The organism is Rhodopseudomonas sp. BAL398 (genome assembly GCF_033001325.1).
GTDB lineage: Bacteria > Pseudomonadota > Alphaproteobacteria > Rhizobiales > Xanthobacteraceae > JARJEH01.
In genome coordinates, this window is sequence record NZ_CP133111.1 from 3,575,605 (window position 1) to 3,595,582 (window position 19,978).

The following is a 19,978-nucleotide window of genomic DNA, read 5'->3' on the forward strand; positions in this document are numbered from 1 at the left end:
CGTCTGCCGATGCCGTTTTCCGAATTGACATGACCGTCCCGAACACTTGCCCCCCGCGATTGCCGGACGACTTCCCCAAACAGCCGACCCGACGGCACCGCATGCAGCGGGTGCCCGCAATCCACAACGGCGCCCACGGCACCACGGGGTCCTCCGCGGCGCGATCATGACGCAACAAGGTTAATGGTCGATTGCCAAATGCGGCGCGCGCCCGACGCGCCTGCCCTGCAGCTCCATTGCCGCCATGTTCATCAGCGGCAGGTCCGCGATGCGGGCGCATCATTAATACTAAAATATGCCCTTCCATCTATGCTTTCGGCTTCATCGCGATCCGATTGCCGTCGCGGCGCCCCGTCGACAAAGGCGAGCCGGGGACAGGCGCCGGGAAAAGTGACAAGGCAAGTGATGCCGGGCTCAACAAGCGCCAATGCCGCCACGATCCGCCACAGCGACGGCGGGGTAGAACGGTTCGACTGGATCGACACGGCGTCGTGGCTGCTGACCCTGGGCTTTCTGCTGTTCACCTTTATCGGCATCAGCCCGCTCGGCAACACATCGCCAACCGCGCGGGTCGAGGGCAGCCTCCCCGACCGCCTGGTCGTCCTGACCATGACGGCGGTGGCGCTGTTGATTCTGCTGCACCATCGCAGCGCCGCGGTCCAGATCGTCCGCGACAACATTGTGATTTTCAGCGCTCTCGCCTTCCTTCAGCTCAGCGTATTGTGGTCCGACTATCCGCAATTGACGATCCGCCGCGCCGTCCTGACCCTGCTGGGCGGCGTCATCGCGATGGCCATCGCGGTCAGCGTCAAATCGCTGCGGTCGTTTCACACCCTGCTGTTTCTGACCTTGTTCGGGGTCATCCTCGCCAATCTGGCGGCGACCGCGCTATGGCCGGCGCTGACCATCTCGGAGATCGGCGTCCACGGCATCTATAGCCAGAAGAACGTCGCCGGCATGGTGGCGATGCTGTCGCTCATTATCTGCGTGACCTGGATCGCCGGATCGGCGTCGCTCCCCCAAATCGCATTCGGGCTATTCGCCGCCGCAATCATCAGCTTCTTTCTGCTGATCACATCGAGCAAGACCTCGATCGCGCTGGCGGCGCTGGCGCTCGGCCTCGGCGGCATGTTCTGGCTCGCGTCGGGCATTGGGCGGCGCTTCGTGTTGGTGATGCTGGCCTTGGCGATGCTCGGCATCGCCGGCCTGCTCGTGCTGTTCGTGATCAATGATTTCGACGCGATGCGGGTACTGGGGCTGTTTGTCGGCGACACATCCTTCACCGGCCGCGACGAATTATGGGCGTTCGCCTGGCGCAAGGCCTCCGAACGGATGTGGCTTGGCCACGGCTATGGGGCGTTCTGGGATGTCGGCCTGGTCAACGATCCGCTGACCAAACTCGAGCCCGGGACATGGCTCGGCGACGTGCAGAAAGGCATCATCAACCAGGCCCATAATGGCTATCTCGAACTGTGGCTGCAAATCGGCCTGCCGGCGACCTGTCTGGTGGTGATCGCCGTCGCCGCACGCATGGTGACGACGATGAGATTGTCGATCGTGAGCGCGCCCGCCAGCCACACGCGCCCAACCTATGCGGCGATCGCGCTGATCCTGTTCATCCATCTGGTGCACAATCTGACCGAGGCCACGCTGTTCGTGCGCGGAAGCCAGTTCTCCATCCTGGTGCTGATCCTGCTGTTCGTCAGCAGCGCATTCCAGCGCCGACAGGCGTGACCGCAAAGACTCGGTCAGCCGCCGCCTTGCTTGGCCCAATCCATCCGGCTCCAGAAGAACAGCCCGGCGCTGCCGCCGAGGAGACAGAAGAGCGTGATCAGCAATTCGCCAAGCCCAAGGCCATGGCCGACCACCGTATAGGGAAACAGACCGAGCCCGATCCAGAACAGCTTCTGCCATTGATAGGAATCGTGCCGCTTGGCGATCCTGCGGCGCGCCGACCAGATCTCCTTCGCCTCGTCGGAGAACGGCAACAGCCGCCGGAGCACGACCGGGATCAAATACAGCGCGATCAGGATCGCGAGGAACAGCGCCAGATCCATCCAGACCCGATCGCGGGACCCGGAGATCGCGCGCAGCAGCGGGGGCATCGAAAGACCAAGCGCAACGCGCCAGGCCATGCTCCACGGCGGACTATCCAATCCGACCAGAAATCGTTCGACCGGTGCCATGATTTGCCCTGCCTGTTCGGTTAGGAATTAGCGAGGGAGCGCCTTGCGGCATATTCCCTCAACAGTGAAAGCCCCAATCGCAGCGGTCCGGTCACCTTGAAGATGCCCACCACCACGGCGAAATAGACCGCGAGGCAGATCGCGCCCGACAGCAACGGCCGGACCAGCTGAATGTAATCCGTCAGAAAGATCTGCTGGATTCCGAACCCGACCGCCACGCCGGCGAGGGCCGCGATGGTCGGCGGACCCACCGCGCGCAGCACGTCGTCATAGCCTATGCCGACCGGACGCCCGGCATAGACCAGCGCCGGAATGAACAGTCCGAACATGACGACCGCATAGGTCGTCGCCACGCCGATGACGCCGAAGGGAAGACCGGCGATCAAGGCGGCCAGCTGAACCAGCGCGCTGACCAATCCCCACCGCATCCAGCGGTCGGACCGGCCGGCGGCGACATGAACCCAACCCAATGAACGTTCGACGCCATGGGCGATGCCGCGCAGCGCGAAGATGCAGAGCAATGGGCCGGCCGGCGCCCATTTCGGCCCCAGCAGCAGCACCACCAGATCCTGCCCGGTGACGGCCAGCACCGCGAAGGCCGGGGCGGAGAAGAAGCTCAGCGACGACAATGCCGTGGCCCATGCCCGCTTGAACTGGTCGAGGTCATTCCTGAGCTTGCTCAGGCCGGACACCGCTATGCTGTGCAGCGGCTCGGTGAGAATGCTGAGCAGATTGCTGTAGATCGTAAACGCATTCTGGAAATATCCGAGCGGACCCGGCCCGTAGACATAGCCGATGGCGATGCGATCGCCCGCGCGCGACAGATAGTCGGTCATGGTGAATCCGGTCACGCCCAGGCCGAAGCGAACCAATTCCCTCACATCCGGCGTGACAAGCGGGCGCCCCGGCACCCAGCGGCAGGCGGTCCATACGCCCGCAACCGCCAGCGTCGACGTCACCAGCGGCTTTGCGACCAGCGCCCAATAGCCAAAGCCGGTGAGCGCCATCACGACGCTGACCACGCTGCCCACCGCATTGGCCGAAATATCGATGATGGCAATGCGGCGGAACTGCATGGCACGGCGCATCAGCGCGTAGTGCTGGGTCGACAGCGCCGACATGATGAACGTCGCCGACAGCGCCAGCGCGATGCCGGTCAGCGACGGCTCGTCGAACATCCGCGCGATGACACCGCTGCCGCCGGCCAGCAACAGTGTCAACAGCAGGCCGATCGCGATATTGAGCCAGAACAGCGAGCTGATTTCCACCTCGCTGATCCGGGTCTTCTGGATCGACGCCTCGGTGGTTCCCAGATCGATCAGCATCGGGGCGAACCCCACCAGGGCCAGCACGATGGCGACGAGGCCGAAATCATGAGGTCCGAGCAGACGCGCCAGCACGACGGTCGACGCCAGCTGCACGAAAACGTTGAGGCCCCGCGCGATCACATAGGTGACGCCGCTGCGCAGCGAGCTGCGCTGAAGGCCGACGAAGGCCTTGTTGTCGGCGAAATATCGATCGACATTCCGGCTCAAATGACGGCGCCCTCATCCGGCGACGGCGCACGGCCCGAACACGGCGTCACCGCATCTTCCGTGGCACGCTCCAGCCAGATCTCCCGCCAATAGGGATAGATCGCGCGCGGGCAGAAGCGACGGCAGACCGAATAGCGCGACTGGCAGACCACATCCTTGAGGATGATCGCGTCGGTCTTGAACCGCACCATCTTGCCGCTGCACTCGTCGATGATCTGCGACTGCCGCCGATCGACCTCGTAAGTGCGCCCGGTGAACGGCACCATTTCGACGTCGAAATACAATCCGCGATTGCGATAGTTGGAATCCAGCGTCGGCAGAATATCCTTGAACGGCTTGACCCGGACCCTCTCGCCCTGCTGCAGATCGAGCTGCTGTCGCGGCACCGGCGTGCCGATCGGCACGCCGAACGGCCGCACCGGATAGGGCGCGCCACCGACCGCGCGCGCGAACCGGTCATAGCTCCAGCGCATCGCCGAGCCGAGGCCGATCCCGGCTTCGGCCACCGTGCGCCACAGCGAGTACAGCAAACCGGCGGCGAGCTGCGACAGGCGGACATTGCCGGAGCTGTAGTCCTCCCAATATTGCCGCAGATCCCACCATTTCAGCGGCTGGGTGGCGAATTTGATCTGGGTGTTCTGGCAGACATAGGTCGGCTCGGTTTCGCCGGGCGCAGGGGGGATCTTCACGCCGGCGCGAAGCGACGCCTCGATCGCGCGGACGCGGTCGGTAGCCTCACCGTTTGCCGGCGCCGCGCCGTGCGTCGTCGCGGGATCGACCCGCTTCAGCCAGGCCTCTTTCCAGAAGATCAGACAGCCCGCTTCGCACTGATCATGCGCCGCCCCGTCGCAGCGAAGATTTTCCAGGTGAACGGTGCGTGCCATCTTGCGGCCGCCGACCCCCATCGCCGGATCGCAGGTCTTGTGGGCCCGCTTGCCGACCCGCAGCGTCGTCCCGCAATATTTCAGCATTTCCGGCATGAACGGCAGCTCGTCCAGCCGCCCGTTGCGATCCAGCGTGGCGAAGATTTCCTCCGCGGTACGGACCTGCACCCATTCATCGGCGCGGAGTCCCAACGATAGGCTGTTGTCGAGCTCGGCTCTCATGGCGGCGTTCCGGTTAGGGCTTAGTCGGCGAAATCATTGGTCGGCAACTCCACGGCAATCCGCCGCCATTTCGGCGGCCGTTACAGCAGCGAAAGCTTGCGGCCGAAAAAAGCTTCGGCGTAGCGCTCGGGCGCGCGGCACTCCATGCCTCTGATCCGCGCCAGACCGCGAAAGGTCTCTTCGTCGAACCATTGCTTGGAGCGCTGGCTGCCGAAATGCGCGATCAACAGCTCGATCTTGCGCTGCAGCGCTTGCGCCGACACCGGGACGTAGACATTCGGTTGCCCGATGTCGCCATCCCATTTGGGGATCTCGTATTCGAGGATCTGATGATCCCGGAATGTGTTCCAGGTCAGCCGGCAGACCTGGCGATGGTCCTGATGGGCGTCGTCGCGCCGATGCGTCAGAATCAGATCCGGTTCGACCCGCTGCTTGAGCGCCTCGAACCATTGCTTGATCGCCTCGCCCTGCTCGGGAAAGAAGCCGTCGCGAAACGCCGTGACCTCGACCTGCGCGGTCGCCGCATCGGCCAGAAAATCGGCGGCCGACCGTTTCGCCTCGTCGTCGCGCACCCCGCCGCCGCTCAGCACGCACCAATGTACGTCGAGCTGCACGCCGCGCTCGATCAGGCTCAGCAATGTTGCGCCCGCGCCGATTTCGATATCGTCCGAATGCGCGCCCAGACAGAGCACACTCAGCCGTTCCCCGGGCTTGGCGAGATGCAACGGCCGCATCAGGCAACCTTGCTGGGTTTGAGCGGGGTCTGCAGCCGCCATGGCGTATCGCCGCGATCGACCATGTCCTCGAGGACCTGTCGATCCCGCAGCGTATCCATCGCGCGCCAGAAGCCCTCATATTTGTAGGCCATCAGGTGGCCGCCCTCGATCAGCCGATTGAACGGCTCGAGCACCAGCTCCTCGCCTTCCTGGATGAAGTCGAAGATCTCCTTGCGGAAGATGAAGAAGCCGCCATTGATCCAGATCTCCGATTCCTGGCTGGAGCGGATCCGCTGCACCGAGCCCTCATCGTCGAATTCGGCGAGATGGAAGCTGATCGGCGGATGGATGGCGACGAAACAGGCGAGCTTTCCGCTGGCCTTGAACGTCTCGATCATCTCCGGCAACGGCACGTCGCTCAGCCCGTCGCTGTAATTGGCGAGGAAGATTTCCTCGTCCTCGACCAGATGCCGCACCGCCACCAGCCGTTCGCCGATATTGCGCCAGGCCCCGGTGTCGACCAGCGACACCCGCCAATCCGGCGGTTGATCGCCGAGAATCTCGACCTTCTTGCCGAAATCGGTGATGACGCAGTCGCTGTTCGCGGTCTGCCGATAGTTCAGGAAATAGTCCTTGATGACATTGGCCTTGTAGCCAAGGCACAGGATGAAATCATTGTGCCCGTACTGGCTGTAATACTGCATCACATGCCACAGGATCGGCTGATGCCCGATCGGCACCATCGGCTTGGGAATGCTTTCGGAATATTCGCGAATGCGGGTTCCGAGCCCGCCGCAGAACAGAACGACCTTCATGCTGCGACCTTTCGTGGATCGATGATTTCAACGCGGGGAATCGGGACCACGAATTTGCAGCCCCAATCGCCGACGTGGCGCATCTGGGCGACGATCTCTTTCTTCAGATTCCACGGCAGGATCAGCAGATAATCGGGCCGGATCTCGTCGATCATCTCGACCGGGTGGATCGGAATGTGCATGCCGGGCGTAAAGCGGCCGTGCTTGTAGGGATTTCGGTCGACGGTGAAGTCGAGAAAATCGGTGCCGATGCCGCAATAATTCAGCAGCGTGTTGCCCTTGCCCGGCGCGCCGTAGCCGCACAGCCGCGCGCCCTTCTCCTTGCAGTCGATCAGGAACGACAGCAATTGCCGCTTGGTGTGGTGGACGCCGGCGGCAAACTGCCCGTAGGACGCGATATCCTCCAGACCGATGCCGCGCTCATGGGCCAGCAATGCGGTGACGTTCGACGACACCGGATGCGCGGCGTCGTCGCGGCACAGATAGACCCGCAGCGAGCCGCCATGGGTCGGGATCTGTTCGACGTCGAACAGCTTCAGACCATGGCGTTTTGCCATGCGATCGATCGTCACCAGCGAGAAATACGAGAAATGCTCGTGATAGATGGTGTCGAACTGATTCTCGTTGATCAGCTTTTCGAGGTGGGGGAATTCCAGCGTGATCGCGCCCTGCGGCGCCAAGAGATGCGCCATGCCGGCGACGAAATCATTGAGGTCCGGCACCTGTGCCAGCACGTTGTTGCCGATGATCAGGTCGGCCGTCTTGCCTTCCGAGGCCAGGCGCTGCGCCAGCGCGAGGCCGAAGAACTCGACCAGCGTCGGGACATTCTTCTGCTTGGCGACCTCGGCCACATTGGCGGCCGGTTCGATCCCGGTCACCGGGACGCCGAGCGGCAGGAAATGCTGCAGCAGGTAGCCGTCATTGCTGGCGATCTCATAGACCCGGCTGCTGCCGCCCAGGTTCAGCCGGCCCTTGATCATTTCGCAATAGCGCCGCGCGTGCTCGACCCAGGAGGTCGAATAGGACGAGAAGTAAGCATATTCGGTGAAGATGTGCTCCGGCTGGACATATTCCTTCAGCTGCACCAGGAAGCAATTATCACAGACCAGCGCGTGCAGCGGATAGAACGACTCGCTGGCGTCGATCTGCTCGGCGGTCAGGAAGCTCTCGCACAGCGGCGACATGCCGAGGTCCATGAAGCTCGTCGTGATCGGCTTGTCGCATAGCCGGCAGCGGCCGAAGCTGGATTTCGAGGCGATCGACTGGGGTTTGGAATGTGCGTTCATGAGCCGCTCTTCGCTGAAATGAAAATGGCTGTCCGTTTTAGTCATTCGTTGCGTCAGCCATCTATCGCATAAGCGCGGACAATTTGAAGCGTCGCGGCGATTTATGGTAAAAATTGACGGAGTTATCGATACTTAAACCGGGTGTTGGTAACCTCGCCGTGGTTAATCCAACCACAATGGAAAGTGCGAAAATCATGCGCTTCGAAGTAATCAATCTTAACGGCGCGATGCTGGTTCATCCGGAGCCGATGCGGGACGAGCGCGGTTTCTTCGCCCGCACCTTTTGCGTCAACGAGTTCCGGGACCAAGGCCTCGAAACCGTGTTTCCGCAGCACAGCATCTCCCACTCCTTGCACAAGGGCACGCTACGCGGGATGCATTTTCAGCGCGCCCCTCACGGCGAGGTGAAGCTGGTGCGCTGCCTCATCGGATCAATCTTTGACGTCATCATCGATTTGCGGCCGGAGTCGCCGACATTTCGGCGCTGGCTCGGCTTCGAATTATCCGCCGACAACGGATTGCAGCTCTATATCCCGCGCGGCTTTGCGCATGGGTTCCAGACGCTGAGCGACGACGCGCGGGTCAACTACCTGATTTCGGATTTCTACGCGCCGGACGCGGCCAGCGGCGTGCGCCACGATGATCCCGCCTTCGGCATCGATTGGCCGTTGCCGGTGACGACGATCAACGACAAGGATCGGCGCTGGCCGGATTTTGCCGGGTGAGCAAGGCGGGGCCTCAGCCTTAGAGCCTGGCTGAAACAACGATCAACAAAACGCGGCCTTCAAGGTCGTCATTGCGAGGAGCTCTTGCGACGAAGCAATCCAGTTCTTGCTTGATGTCCCTGGATTGCTTCGCGGTCGGACGGCGCGATGCGCCGTCCTCGGCTCGCAAAGACGAATCAAGCTCGATTTTATGGCTTCTTTTTCAGTCAGACTCTTAGGCCTCGCGCAGAGGCTCAAGCAATCCCTTGTCTTCGAGCACTTTCGTGGTTCTTTGTACCACCGCGAAGGGAAGATCGGCGCGTTCGGCGATGTCCAGCAATGAATGGCTGCCGTCCGACAGGTTGAGGATCCACAGCATCGCCATATTGGCGGCGGCGGCGTCCTTGTCGCCGCCGATCGCGCCGTAGAGCCCGCGCCTGCCGAGCTGCGGCTCGCCTTTGGGGAACATGTTGCAATAGGTGCCGTTGGCCTCGATCGCGCCGATCGCCGTCTCGATCAGCCGATAGGATTGGCCCAACACATCCGGGCTGATGAAATCCAGATTATCGGCCGACGTATGATATTGCGGAATGGCGCCGAACTTGCTGCGCTGGAACAGGCCGACGGGCAGGTTGAACCCGGGCGAGCAATATTGCCGCTCGTCATAGCCGTAAGGCGAGAACGCCTCGATGGTCGGCGACAGGCCCGCATGGCGCAGCGCATGGATCATGGTCCGGTCGATCTCGCTGTCGCCGCGCCGGCTCCTTTTATAGGTCGGCCCGCGGGGGTCGCCGACCATCGAGACCACCAGGCCGTGCTTGATGCGATCGACCTTGTCCTCGTTGCGCGCCAGCCAGGTGATGGCGCCGATCGTGCCGGGGGCGAACAGAAACCGATAGCTGTAGCGGGTGCGCATCGTGGAGATGCGCTTGGCCAGCTGCGTCAGCAGCGCGATGCCGGAGCAATTGTCGTTGGCCAGCGAGGGGTGGCAGATATGGGCCGACAGCAGGAACTCGTCCGCGCTCTCGCCCTGATGGAAGAACTCTCCATAGGTCAGATGCCCGTCCGCCAAAGTGGAATCGATCGAGACCTCATAGGTCTCGTCCGGTAACGCTTCGAGCTGGCGATGCGCCATGCAGAATGCCCAGTTTTCGGCGTAATACGACGTCCGATAAGGGATCAGGTCGGGTTGATCGGGCAGCGTGTAGACGTGCTGCTTCAGCTCGGCGAGCGAGATCCGCTGCCGAACCGGCACGCTGTAGCCCATGACGTGCAGATTGGACTGGTTGAAATCGACGATCCGCTCGCCGCGCGCGTTCTTGATAAAGGCGTCGCGGATATTCCATTCGCGCGGAACGGTCCAGTCCAGCACCTGGGTTCCGGTCGGAACCTCATGGATATCGAGCGCGATATGGGCGGCGACCTCGCGCAAGGTTTGCCTGACGCCATCGCCGGTGATGCTGCGGCAGATCGGAAAGATCTTCACGGCCAGCGCGAAGATCTCGGTGCCGACATCATCGATCAGAGACTTGTCCAAAACGCCCTCGAGCTCAAGAGCTCGCCAGCACGGCAGCCTGGTCGGCAGCTTCGCCGGCGTGGCGATGGCCCATCGCGCGGTGCCGCAGATCGTCATTGAGGATGCCGTCGGCCAGCAGCTTGTTGATGTGCCCGATGCGCTGATAGCGCGGCCCTTCGAATTCCTCCAGCGTGATGCCGGAGGTCTGGTAGGCCTTGTAAAGCTGCTCGGCACCCTTCTTGGCGTCCCATTGCGGCTTGAACGCCGGCAGCCGGGTTCGGATCTTGTCGAAGCTGACGCGATAGGATCGTGTGTCGGGGCCGGCGCCATCGGCAAATTCGACCTCGCAGCCGGGCACGACCTCGGCGACGATCTTGGCCAGATCGCGGATCTGGTAGTTGTGGGGGGTCTGGCCGACATTGAAGGCTTCGTTGAACACCGCATCCACCGGCGCTTCCAGCGCGGCGATGAAGGCCCGCGAGATGTCCTCGATATGCACGATCGGCCGCCACGGCGTGCCATCCGACTTCAAATGGATTTTCTTGGTCGTGACCGCCCAGGCGACGAGATTGTTGAGCACGACGTCGAACCGCAGTCGCGGCGACAGGCCATAGGCCGTCGCCGGCCGCAGATAGACCGGACAGAAGCCGTCGCCGGCGAGCCGCGCGATGCCGCGTTCGGAATTGACCTTGGATACGCCATAGGCCGTCACCGGATTGAGCGCGCCGGTCTCATCGATCATGCCTTCGCCGGCCTTGCCGTAATTGCTGCAGGACGACGCGAAGACAAAGCGGCTGACGCCGGCCTTCTTGGCCAGTTCGGCGATGCGCACGCTGGCGCGGTGATTGATGTCGTCGGTCAGCCCCGGCTTGAGATTGCCGAGCGGATCGTTGGACAGCGCCGCGAGATGCAGAACCGCATCGATGCCTTTGAAATCGGCGAGCTCAACGTCGCGGGTATCCTTGTCGATGGTCGGCACATCGTGGATTTTGCCGCCTTGCGGAAATGTGCAGCGCTCATACAGGTTGCTATCCAGACCGACGACCGAGTGACCCGCCTCCAGCAACATGGGCGTCATGACCGTGCCGATATAACCAAGATGTCCGGTCAGCAATACACGCATTTTCACACCTCAATCGGTTGGCTTCGATGAATTTTCTGGACTGCAATGTAGGCGATGTTTCCCCGGAAACACACGCAACGTTCTGGATTTAGGTTAATCACAATTCGCGGTTTCGGCGTTACGATCATGGTTCCGCTGCGGCCCCGACGCGGGCTGTTTCCCTACGATTACCAGATCAATGGCTCTGCTCGACCGAGTGCCGCCGACGACATGCCGTGCTGATCGCGCGATGAACTTATGTCGAATTTTACCTTAACGGGCGAAACCGGCGAAGCGGGCGGCTTTGAGAGCATTGAAGGCATGATGCAAACATGGTCTGTTCCGCACGAAAGCGCGCAACATCGCTGCGATCAGGGGGACGCCTACTCGTGCAAGACAAGGTATTGCTGCTATCCGAACGGCGGATTTCCGATCTCGTCGCTTATTGCCTGGCCTATGAATTCGAGGACACCGTCGCGGCCGTGACAAGCGCGAGACGGATCGACGTGACCGACTTGCCCTCGTTGGAATTCTCCCGTCGCGCCTACAAACTTGCCCGCAGCCTGTCGGGCTCGCCGGAATTGGCCCGGCGGTTCGCACCCGCCCCGCGTGGCGGCGTGACGCTGGATCGCGATTACGAGCTGTTCTTCCCGGTCTTCAGCCACGCCTTCGAACTCTATTCTCTGGCGGCGATTCCGAATTGGCGGCAACGGTGCCGCAAGGCGGCCTGCTTCATCACCGAAGTCTGGTCCAACAACCTGCCGGACTATCTGATCGAGCTGTTATCCGGCTTCGATCACATCTTTCTCGGATTGCGCGACAGCGTCGACGACATCGCGGGCATCACCGGCAGGCCGTGCAGTTACTTGCCGCTCGCGGTCGACGTGCTGCGTTTTGCGCCCGCCCCGGATCAGCCGCGCCCGATCGAGCTCAGCAATATCGGCCGACGCTCGGCGGTCACGCATCAGGCCTTGCTGGAGGATGCCGAGCGGCGGCAGAGCTTCTATTATTTCGACACGGTGGCGGCGAGCGGAATCGACCTGAAGCAGCGCACCTTCCGCGTCGACCAACCGCAGGAGCATCGACGCATGCTGGCGACGCTGCTCAAGAACAGCCGTTACTTCATCGCCAATCGCAGCCATGTGAACGATCCGGGCTTCGCGGCCGGCCGCGACGAAATCTCCGCGCGGTTCTATGAGGGCGCGGCGGCGGGCACGGTGATGCTCGGCGAAGCGCCGCGCATCGATGAGTTCAAGCGGCAATTCGACTGGCCGGACGCGGTGATCCATCTGCCGTTCGATTCTCCCGATATCGGCCAGATCCTGGCGGAGCTGAACGGCAATCCCGGGCGCTTGCGCGCCGTCATGCGCGAGAACGCCAGGCAAGCCGCGCTACGCCACGACTGGCTTTATCGCATCCAGACCGTGTTCGAGATCATGGGCCTGGCGCCGACCGAGCAGATGCAGATCCGGGCCCAGCGACTCGCCGAGATCGCATCGCGGGTTTAGGCCGGCGCGCTTTGGCCCGCGCGGCGCGCGGCGGTGGGTCAATCCTGGCGCGATCGAACCAAGCTGGTCAGCAGCCATCCGGCGGTCAGACCGACAATGCCGCCGGCGACCTTGACCGCGGCATCCAGCGGCCGGCCATGCCGGGACGGCGCCCACCATTGGAACACTTCGAGCAGGATCGCCGAACCGAGCACGATCGCCGCGGCAAACCAGATGTAGCGGGGATAGGCCGCCGCGAACAAGGCGCCCACCACCAGAAACGCCAGGAAGCGTTCCGGATTGGGGCCCAACCCGCTGTTCGGCCGCAGGTCCAAGGGACCCAGCGTCACGAATGCGATCACGGCGATCGCGAGCCAGGCCGCAATCCGCAGCGCCATCTCGGCTGTCTTGAACGAGTCCATTTATGGAAGTCTTCCCTGAATCCGTCGGTCGCGCCGTCCCGACGGTGTCGCACCGAGCCATACATTGATTCTCTGCCTGGCACAGACTTTCGCACGCGATCCGGCCCTGCCGCCGTATCGATACGGCAGCGCCGATGAACATTGGCTTATCGCTCCACGTTCCCGTCGCGCGATGGCTGCGGCGCCATGCATCCAAGTCGGCCCCCTGGCGGGCGCCGGCGGGATTGATTTGACGCAAGGCGGCGGTGGCGGGAGTCTGGCACATCATACGACGAAAGTGCTACCTGGGCGCGATGGATGGGCTGATGTTTCGAAGTCACGGCACGTTGGCAAGACCCTCGATCCTCGGCATCGTCTATTCGGACGGGGCCGCTGCGGGGCGTTTCTTTTCCGATTTCGGCTTTCGCCTGCGTGATGCAGGCATCGCCGTTGCCGGGATCGTTCCGGCCGGCTCGCGCGACCGCGCGCTCGGCTGCGACATGGAGGTCGAGGAACTCGCTTCCCGGATCATTCTGCAGCTGTCCGAGGATCGCGCCGAGGATACGGCCGGATGCCGGCTCGATCCGGCGGCCCTGCAGGAGGCCGCGGCGCTGATTTCCGCCTCGATGCGAAACGGCCCTGAATTGCTGATCCTGAACAAGTTCGGTCCGCTCGAGACCAAGGGCAAAGGCCTGTGTGAGGTGATCGGCGAGGCGATGGAGTGCGGCATTCCGGTGGTGGTCGGCGTCCCGCAGCGGAACATCGGGCCGTGGCGGGTGTTCACCGACGGCCTTGCCGAGGAAGCCGCGATCGGTTCGCTACGGCTGCATCACTGGCTGGCGCGACGCGGCTTCGACACCCAGCACGAGATCACCGGCGCCATTGCGCTGGCGTCATCGGCGGCCTGATCGGCCGCAGGCCCGAGCGATCACCGGCCTGATGGATCGCCAGCCTGATTGATCTCCGGTGAAGAGAACGGTCGCATCGGTCGCGACAGGCTGAGGCGCCCACCAACCGCTCCGTCATATGTGGACGGCCCCGATTGGCAAGCGCTTTTTTGACGTGTTGAACGATTTGGTCAGCAGCGGTCATATGTCCGGCCTTTTGGTACGGAGCTATGTCCGCTGGCCCTGATGAGTTCCGATTGCCCTGGTCCCGATCATTCCGGCGAGCTTGATGCTCGTGACTGGGGGCGGGGTGTCCCTGGCTTTCGGTGGTGACCGTGTCGTTCATCACGTCTGTTGCACTTGCCAAACTCGAAACGGGTTGCGGCGGTCGCGCTCTGCCTTGGCTCAGGCCCGGCTATAGGCCTCGGGGCGGAAGCTCTCGCCGCTGGTCATCAGCGCCCAGCAGATCCTGGCGAGCTTGTTGGCCAGCGCCACCGCCACCAGCCGCTCGGGCTTTCTGGTCCGCATCGCGTTGATCCAATCGGCCAGCGCGCCTGTGCGCCGCCCGGCGACGCGCAGCACCGACCTTGCTCCCACCACCAGCATCTTGCGGATGTAGCGGTTGCCCTGCTTGGTGATGGCACCAAGCTTGGCCTTGCCGCCGCTGGAATTTTGTCTGGGCGTTAGTCCCAGCCAGGCGGCGAAGTCGCGACCCGATTTGAACACGGCCGGATCGGGAACGCTGGCGGCGACGGCCGAGGCGATCAGCGGCCCGACGCCTGGAATCTGATCGAGCAGCTGACTGGTCGGATTGTGTCGATGCGCTTCGGCGATCTCGTGCTCCACCGTCGCGATCGCCTGGTCGAGACCTTGCAGATGCGAAGCCAAGCAATCGACGGTGGTTTTGGCGAGCTGCGGCAAATCGGCGTCCGCCTGCGCCAGCGCGATCAGTTCATCGACCCGGCCGATGCCCTTGGCGGCGACAACGCCAAACTCGGCGAGATGGCCGCGCAGCGCATTGACGCTCATGGTGCGCTGCTTGACCAGCAGTTCGCGGGACTTGTGCAGAATCAGCACCGCTTGTTGCTCAGCGCTCTTGATCGGCACGAACCGCATCACCGGCCGTGACATCGCCTCGCAGATCGCCGCCGCGTCGACCTCGTCGTTCTTGCCGCGCTTGACGTAGGGCTTGATGTAAGCCGGCGGGATCAACACCACCTGGTGCCCCATCGCGACCAGCTCGCGCGCCCAGTAATGCGCCGAGCCGCAAGCCTCCATCCCGACCCGGCAGGGCTCGATCCGCGCATAGAACTCACGCAGCTTCGATCGCGTCAGCTTGCGCGAGATCGCCCTGCCATCCTCGCTCTCGAGCCCGTGAAACTGAAAATAGCTCTTGCCCAGATCGAGTGCGGTTCTGATAAACTTGGTCATGGACGGCCTCCCTTTCTGTGGCGCTCCGGCGACCACGTCTTGGCACTTGATGCCGTTTAGGTGGGGCCGTCCACACCATCATTCCGGGGCGCTCGGCCGCAGGCCGTGCGAACCCGGAATCTCGCGGTGATGCAGGATACACTTCGGCGAGATTCCGGGTTCGCTCGCAGCGAAGCTGCTCGCGCCCCGGAATGACGGGCCCCAATAGTCGCGATCCCGCGCCTCGACGAGGCCTCAGCCGAATTTGAACAGCACGCCATAGCCGCCGCGCGGATAGCTCCATTCGATATCGCCGCCGGGCTCGGCAATCACCCGGCAGGTGCCGCATTCGACGCAGCCGTCGGCTGCGATTTCGACCTGGCCATTGCTGTTGAGTTCATAGCAATGCGCCGGGCACGCCTTGAGCAGCGCCAGCAGCGCCGGCGACGGCTTGGTATGCGGCTTCACCTTGATGTGAGCCTGGCCGACATCGACCTGATAGCGGTTCTGAAACAGCTTGTCCTCGACGCGCACCGCGATTTCCGTTGTCATCGTCTCGACCTCCAGATTGCCAGATCAATCACGTCCCGGGGCGCCGGATCCGTGTCCCTATCGTTCAGTGATTATCGCCAGGCCCGTGCGAATCTGATGGCGTCGCCGAACAGGCCGGTCCAGGAGCGCGCCGCCACGAACGACTTCACCGTGACCTTTTCTTTCTCGACCTTCGGCGTGCCGTCGACGCGAACGAAATTCTGCATCGCCTTCGACACCAGCTGCGGATAGGTCAGGAAGAAGTTCTGCGACTGGATGTGCAGCAGCCCGGGCATGTCCTTGTACTTCTTGAGATCCTTCATGACGAAGGAGTTATCGAGCATGTCTTTGTAGATCGAGAGATTCTGCGCCGTCATCGGCTCCTTGCGCGACTTCACCTGGAAGATCGCTTCGGCTGCGATCCGTCCCGACGTCATCGCCAGATTGGAGCCTTCGCGGTGGACGAAATTGTTGAGCTGCGCGGCGTCGCCGACCACCACCCAGCCGTCGCCATAGAGCTTGGGCACGGCGTTGTAGCCGCCTTCAGGAATCAGATGGCCGGCATATTCCTTGACCTCGGAGCCTTCGAGCAACGGCGCCACCGAGGGGTGCTGCTTGAACCGCTCCAGCAGATCATAGGGCGTCTCGCCGGTCTTCTGGAAATCCGACACCAGGCAGCCGATTCCGACCGAGATCGATTCCTTGTTGGCATAGATGAAGCCCATGCCGGCCATGCCCCGCGAGATGGTGCCGGCGGCCTCGATCACGGTACCCTCGTCGCCCTTCAGGTTGAAGCGCGACTCGATGGTCTCGCGCGGCAGGAAATGCATTTCCTTGACGGCGAGCGCGACGTTCTCAGGCTTCGGGATCGCGCGCAGATCGGCCTTGGTACCGAGCAGACCATTGACGCCCTCCGCCAGCACCACAACGTCGGCATGGACCTCGCCGCCGTCACGATCGGTGAGCACGCCGATCACCCGTCCATAGGCGTCCTTGACCAGTTCCTTGACGGTGGTCTCGCACAGCACGATGGCGCCGGCCTCCTGTACCTTGGAGGAGAACCAGCGGTCGAACTGGGCGCGGATGATGGTGTAGCGGTTCGGGCGCTCTTCGTTGAAGTCGTCGGAGCGATAATGCAGCCCGGTATGGGCGCGCTCGTCCATCATCCAGAAGCGCTGCTCGACCAAATGCCGCTCCAGCGGCGCGTCCTCGCGGAAATCCGGGATCATCTTCTCCAGCATATCGGCATAGAGAATTGCGCCCTGGACGTTTTTCGAGCCGGCATATTCGCCGCGCTCGATCTGCAGCACCTTGAGCCCGCGATTGGCCAGCGTGAAGGCTGCGGCATTCCCGGCCATGCCGGCGCCGACCACGATCGCATCGAAGCGTTCCTCAATCATGACGATCTCCTCTAGCTGGCGATGCGGTCGCGGGTGTGCGGCGACAGCCGTTTGCGGAATGCCTCGGTCAGCGACGGCAACAGCCGGATCGCATCGGTGACCAAGGCCAGATGGGCGAAATCGAAGATCGGCGCATTCTTGTCGGTGTTGATGGCGACGATCAGATCGGCGCCGTCGACGCCGACGCGATGCTGGATGGCGCCGGAGATGCCGGCGGCGATGTAGAGTTTCGGCCGGATGGTCTTGCCGGTCTGGCCGATCTGGCGGTCCGATGACACCCAGCCCTTTTGCACCAGCGGCCGCGAGCAGCCATATTCGGCGCCGAGCACGGAGGCGAGCTGCCGCACCAGCTGGAAGTTCTCCATCGAGTTCAAGCCAAGCCCGCCGGCGACGACGACATCCGCATAGGCCAGGTTGGATTGTGCCTTGTCGCGGTCCGGCACGAAGGCCAGCACCTTGGTGACGATGTCGGCTTCCACCATGCCGAGCGGATGGTCGATGACGCGGCCGACCATCTTCTCGACCCGGTCCGGCATCGGCATCACCCGCGGCCGCACCGTCGCCATCTGCGGACGGAAGTTCAACGTGTAGATCGTGCACAGCAGCGAGCCGCCGAAGGTCGGCCGGGTCGCCGCCAGCGACCCGTCGCTGTCGACATCGAGTTCGGTGCAGTCGGCGGTCAGCCCGGTCAGCAGTGTGGTCGCCACCGCGCCGGCGAGATCGCGGCCGAGCGTGGTGGCGCCGAGCAGCAGGATTTCCGGCTTGTAGGTGTTGACGATATCGGTCAGCGCTTTGGTGTAGGATTCGTTGCGATAATCGGTGAGCACCTCGTCGGTGACCGTGTAGGCGAGATCGGCGCCGTAGCAGAACGATTCGGCGACGGCAGCGCGCATCGATTCACCGGGAGGCCCGATCACCACCGCGGCCAGTTCGACCCCGAGCTTGTCGGCGAGCTTGCGGCCCGAGCCCATCAATTCCCACGACACCGAGTGAACGTGACCGCGCTCCTGCTCGATGAAGACCCAAACGTGCTTGTACTGCTTGAAGTGCTCGGACAGCTCCTTCTTGGCGTTGGCGCGTCCGGCGGGGGCTGGGGTCGGCGTTTTGGTCGGCTGGCTCATCGGAGCGCCCTTTCCTGGTTCAAAAGCCGCGCGCGAGTTCGAACATGTCGGATTCGAGCTTCGGCCGGACGTTGAAGATTTCCTCGATCAGCGCATCGGCGGGGGCACGGCTGCCGACGTCGACGATCTTGGCCTTTTCGGCGCGCGGGGTCGGCGCGAACACCCGCTTGACCACGGTCGGGGAACCGCGCAGCCCGCATTTCGAGATGTCCTCGACGCCGGCGTCCTGCGCGCTCCATTTCACCACGCTGGCGCGGGCGGCGCTGAGCGCGTTGACCATCGATCCGCGGCGCACCTCATTGGTGCCTTCCAGCATGGTGATTAGGCAGGGCAGCCGGCTGCGTAGCACCTGCACACCGCCTTCGGAGCGGCGCTCGACATCAATGCTGCGGCCGGCGAGATCGAGTGCGACCACCTTGGAGACGTAAGTCAGCTGCATGAAATCCAGCCGCTTGCCGACGCCGGGGCCGACCTGGGCGGTATCGCCGTCGATGGTCTGCTTGCCGGTAAACACGATGTCGACGGCGCCGAAGGTGGTGTCGATCCTGCGCACCGCCGAGGCCAGCGCGTAGCTCGTCGCCAGCGTATCGGCGCCGGCAAAGAACCGGTCGGTCAATAGCACGGCGCGATCCGCGCCGAAGGTGAGCGCCTTGCGCAAGGAATCCTCGGCCGAGGGCGGCCCCATGGTCAGCGCCGTGACCTCGCCGCCGAATTTGTCGCGCAGCCTCAACGCCTCTTCGAGCGCGAACAGATCATAGGGATTGATGATCGTCGGCACGCCCTGGCGCATGATCGTATTGGTGACCGGATGGACGCGGATCTGCGCCGAGTCCGGAACCTGCTTGATACATACGACGATATGCATGGTCTGCTCCGCGGTTGCTAACCCCAACTGAACAGCAAGCCTCGTACCAACTTTGGCCGGCGACAATTTCATGCGTGCAACCAAGCACTTGCCAAAGCAGTCGCGATCGTCCCGATTTGTCGGCGGCAGCGCAAATCGAACACTTGTCTGGAAGTCGACAGCGCCCTGACCGAACCGGACGCAGTGGGAAGCCGATGACGGGAACGTTGCACGTACAGCTGATGCGGATCCGCGGCGGGTGCGGTTCGGATCGCGCGACCACGCGTTCGACACGGGCCTGAGGTCGCCAAAAGCGGAACCATTCCGGCAATTGCCCGATCTTGCTCGATGCATGGCCACACCGGCAGCGCGCCCCCTCTCCCATGGGGAGAGGGTTGGGGTGAGGGGGTAATACCTATCGATAGGTTGTAACCCCTCACCCGGATTGCTTCGCAATCCGACCTCTCCCTATGGGAGAGGTGAAGGGACCCGCCGCCAAGTGAGTCGATGGCGGCAAATCTCTCGGAGTCCGATGACAGCGCCGCGGTTACTTCAGATCTTCCAAGCGCACGAAATTGGTCGGCTTCGGCGCCACCGCGTCCTTCAAGACCTTGAACACGCGCTGATCGAGCGGCGACGAGGCGACGAAGTCGGCATAGGCCCGCTCCAGCACCGCCTTGCAGCGGGCGCCGACCACCGCGCCCGGCAGGCCGTCGAGGTCCTCAGAGGCGAGGTACTGGCCCATCCGCTTCAGAATGTGCAGGCGGGCGACGTCGACGAGTTTGGGATCATAATCGACGCCGAGCAGCGCGAAGAAATCCTCCGCCGAGGAGGCGCGCTTCAGCTGGTCGATTACGCTCGCCTGCTCACTTGTTCCCGCGGTCGCGTTCATCTGCGTTCTCCTCATGGTCAACAGGTCGATGACGGCGGC

General features: G+C 63.0%; 19 protein-coding genes. 4 read left to right on the forward strand and 15 right to left on the reverse strand.

What is annotated here, in order from left to right; translation table 11 throughout:
* Nucleotides 1-405: 405 nt before the first annotated feature.
* Complete coding sequence (locus tag RBJ75_RS16870) at nucleotides 406-1,734, forward strand: O-antigen ligase family protein (RefSeq protein WP_052628808.1); 1,329 nt, start codon at nucleotides 406-408, stop codon at nucleotides 1,732-1,734.
* 14 nt (nucleotides 1,735-1,748) lie between these two features.
* On the opposite strand, the gene RBJ75_RS16875 is transcribed toward RBJ75_RS16870, so the two are convergent.
* The 6 genes from RBJ75_RS16875 to RBJ75_RS16900 all read right to left on the reverse strand — a co-directional run bounded on the left by RBJ75_RS16875 (nucleotide 1,749) and on the right by RBJ75_RS16900 (nucleotide 7,644).
* Entirely contained in the window at nucleotides 1,749-2,186 is a 438-nt protein-coding gene (locus tag RBJ75_RS16875) for a hypothetical protein (protein ID WP_044405669.1), read from the reverse strand.
* A gap of 20 nt (nucleotides 2,187-2,206) precedes the next feature.
* Complete coding sequence (locus RBJ75_RS16880) at nucleotides 2,207-3,721, reverse strand: lipopolysaccharide biosynthesis protein (RefSeq protein WP_044405667.1); 1,515 nt, start codon at nucleotides 3,719-3,721, stop codon at nucleotides 2,207-2,209.
* The gene (locus tag RBJ75_RS16885; protein ID WP_052628807.1) at nucleotides 3,718-4,827 is read right to left on the reverse strand and encodes a hypothetical protein; all 1,110 of its coding nucleotides are present in this window, start codon (nucleotides 4,825-4,827) and stop codon (nucleotides 3,718-3,720) included. Before RBJ75_RS16885 ends, RBJ75_RS16880 begins: the two co-directional genes overlap by 4 nt.
* An 80-nt stretch (nucleotides 4,828-4,907) precedes the next feature.
* Nucleotides 4,908-5,561, reverse strand: a complete 654-nt coding sequence (locus tag RBJ75_RS16890) for a PIG-L deacetylase family protein (RefSeq protein WP_044405665.1) — start codon at nucleotides 5,559-5,561, stop codon at nucleotides 4,908-4,910.
* A complete protein-coding gene (locus RBJ75_RS16895; RefSeq protein ID WP_044405662.1) occupies nucleotides 5,561-6,358 on the reverse strand; it encodes a glucose-1-phosphate cytidylyltransferase in 798 nt (265 codons plus the stop codon). Before RBJ75_RS16895 ends, RBJ75_RS16890 begins: the two co-directional genes overlap by 1 nt.
* Nucleotides 6,355-7,644 carry a class I SAM-dependent methyltransferase gene (locus RBJ75_RS16900; protein ID WP_044405684.1) on the reverse strand — a complete coding sequence of 430 codons (1,290 nt, stop codon included), beginning with the start codon at nucleotides 7,642-7,644 and terminating at the stop codon, nucleotides 6,355-6,357. The genes RBJ75_RS16895 and RBJ75_RS16900 overlap by 4 nt, the downstream gene beginning before the upstream one ends.
* Before the next feature lie 194 nt (nucleotides 7,645-7,838).
* On the opposite strand from RBJ75_RS16900, the gene rfbC reads away from it, so the two are divergent.
* Nucleotides 7,839-8,369, forward strand: coding sequence for a dTDP-4-dehydrorhamnose 3,5-epimerase (gene rfbC / locus RBJ75_RS16905; RefSeq protein WP_044405682.1), 531 nt, complete (start codon nucleotides 7,839-7,841; stop codon nucleotides 8,367-8,369).
* Between the two features lie 214 nt (nucleotides 8,370-8,583).
* Here rfbC and RBJ75_RS16910 read toward each other — a convergent pair whose 3' ends face one another.
* A complete protein-coding gene (locus tag RBJ75_RS16910) occupies nucleotides 8,584-9,885 on the reverse strand; it encodes a DUF4910 domain-containing protein (RefSeq protein ID WP_044411144.1) in 1,302 nt (433 codons plus the stop codon).
* A gap of 13 nt (nucleotides 9,886-9,898) precedes the next feature.
* Nucleotides 9,899-10,987 (reverse strand): NAD-dependent epimerase/dehydratase family protein, encoded by a 1,089-nt coding sequence (locus RBJ75_RS16915; protein ID WP_044411138.1) that lies wholly within the window; start codon nucleotides 10,985-10,987, stop codon nucleotides 9,899-9,901.
* 368 nt (nucleotides 10,988-11,355) lie between these two features.
* Here RBJ75_RS16915 and RBJ75_RS16920 point away from each other — a divergent pair, with 368 nt between their 5' ends.
* The gene (locus tag RBJ75_RS16920) at nucleotides 11,356-12,474 is read left to right on the forward strand and encodes a glycosyltransferase (RefSeq protein ID WP_044411136.1); all 1,119 of its coding nucleotides are present in this window, start codon (nucleotides 11,356-11,358) and stop codon (nucleotides 12,472-12,474) included.
* Nucleotides 12,475-12,512: 38 nt separating this feature from the next.
* On the opposite strand, the gene RBJ75_RS16925 is transcribed toward RBJ75_RS16920, so the two are convergent.
* On the reverse strand, nucleotides 12,513-12,875 hold the full coding sequence (locus RBJ75_RS16925; protein WP_044411133.1) for a hypothetical protein: 363 nt from the start codon (nucleotides 12,873-12,875) through the stop codon (nucleotides 12,513-12,515).
* A 305-nt stretch (nucleotides 12,876-13,180) separates the two neighbouring features.
* On the opposite strand from RBJ75_RS16925, the gene RBJ75_RS16930 reads away from it, so the two are divergent.
* On the forward strand, nucleotides 13,181-13,762 hold the full coding sequence (locus RBJ75_RS16930; protein WP_044411141.1) for a DUF2478 domain-containing protein: 582 nt from the start codon (nucleotides 13,181-13,183) through the stop codon (nucleotides 13,760-13,762).
* A gap of 384 nt (nucleotides 13,763-14,146) precedes the next feature.
* Here the strand turns inward: RBJ75_RS16930 and RBJ75_RS16935 are convergent, their stop codons facing one another.
* The 6 genes from RBJ75_RS16935 to nifW form a co-directional block, all read right to left on the reverse strand.
* Complete coding sequence (locus RBJ75_RS16935) at nucleotides 14,147-15,172, reverse strand: IS110 family transposase (RefSeq protein WP_044418362.1); 1,026 nt, start codon at nucleotides 15,170-15,172, stop codon at nucleotides 14,147-14,149.
* Nucleotides 15,173-15,406: 234 nt separating this feature from the next.
* A complete protein-coding gene (locus RBJ75_RS16940; RefSeq protein ID WP_044418484.1) occupies nucleotides 15,407-15,703 on the reverse strand; it encodes a ferredoxin family protein in 297 nt (98 codons plus the stop codon).
* 71 nt (nucleotides 15,704-15,774) lie between these two features.
* Nucleotides 15,775-17,082 carry an FAD-dependent oxidoreductase gene (locus RBJ75_RS16945; protein WP_044418482.1) on the reverse strand — a complete coding sequence of 436 codons (1,308 nt, stop codon included), beginning with the start codon at nucleotides 17,080-17,082 and terminating at the stop codon, nucleotides 15,775-15,777.
* Between the two features lie 11 nt (nucleotides 17,083-17,093).
* On the reverse strand, nucleotides 17,094-18,203 hold the full coding sequence (locus RBJ75_RS16950; RefSeq protein WP_044418480.1) for an electron transfer flavoprotein subunit alpha/FixB family protein: 1,110 nt from the start codon (nucleotides 18,201-18,203) through the stop codon (nucleotides 17,094-17,096).
* 19 nt (nucleotides 18,204-18,222) lie between these two features.
* Nucleotides 18,223-19,068: an electron transfer flavoprotein subunit beta/FixA family protein gene (locus tag RBJ75_RS16955; protein WP_044418478.1), complete on the reverse strand. Its 846-nt coding sequence runs from the start codon at nucleotides 19,066-19,068 to the stop codon at nucleotides 18,223-18,225.
* 526 nt (nucleotides 19,069-19,594) lie between these two features.
* On the reverse strand, nucleotides 19,595-19,939 hold the full coding sequence (nifW, locus tag RBJ75_RS16960; RefSeq protein ID WP_044417299.1) for a nitrogenase stabilizing/protective protein NifW: 345 nt from the start codon (nucleotides 19,937-19,939) through the stop codon (nucleotides 19,595-19,597).
* Nucleotides 19,940-19,978 lie beyond the last annotated feature (39 nt).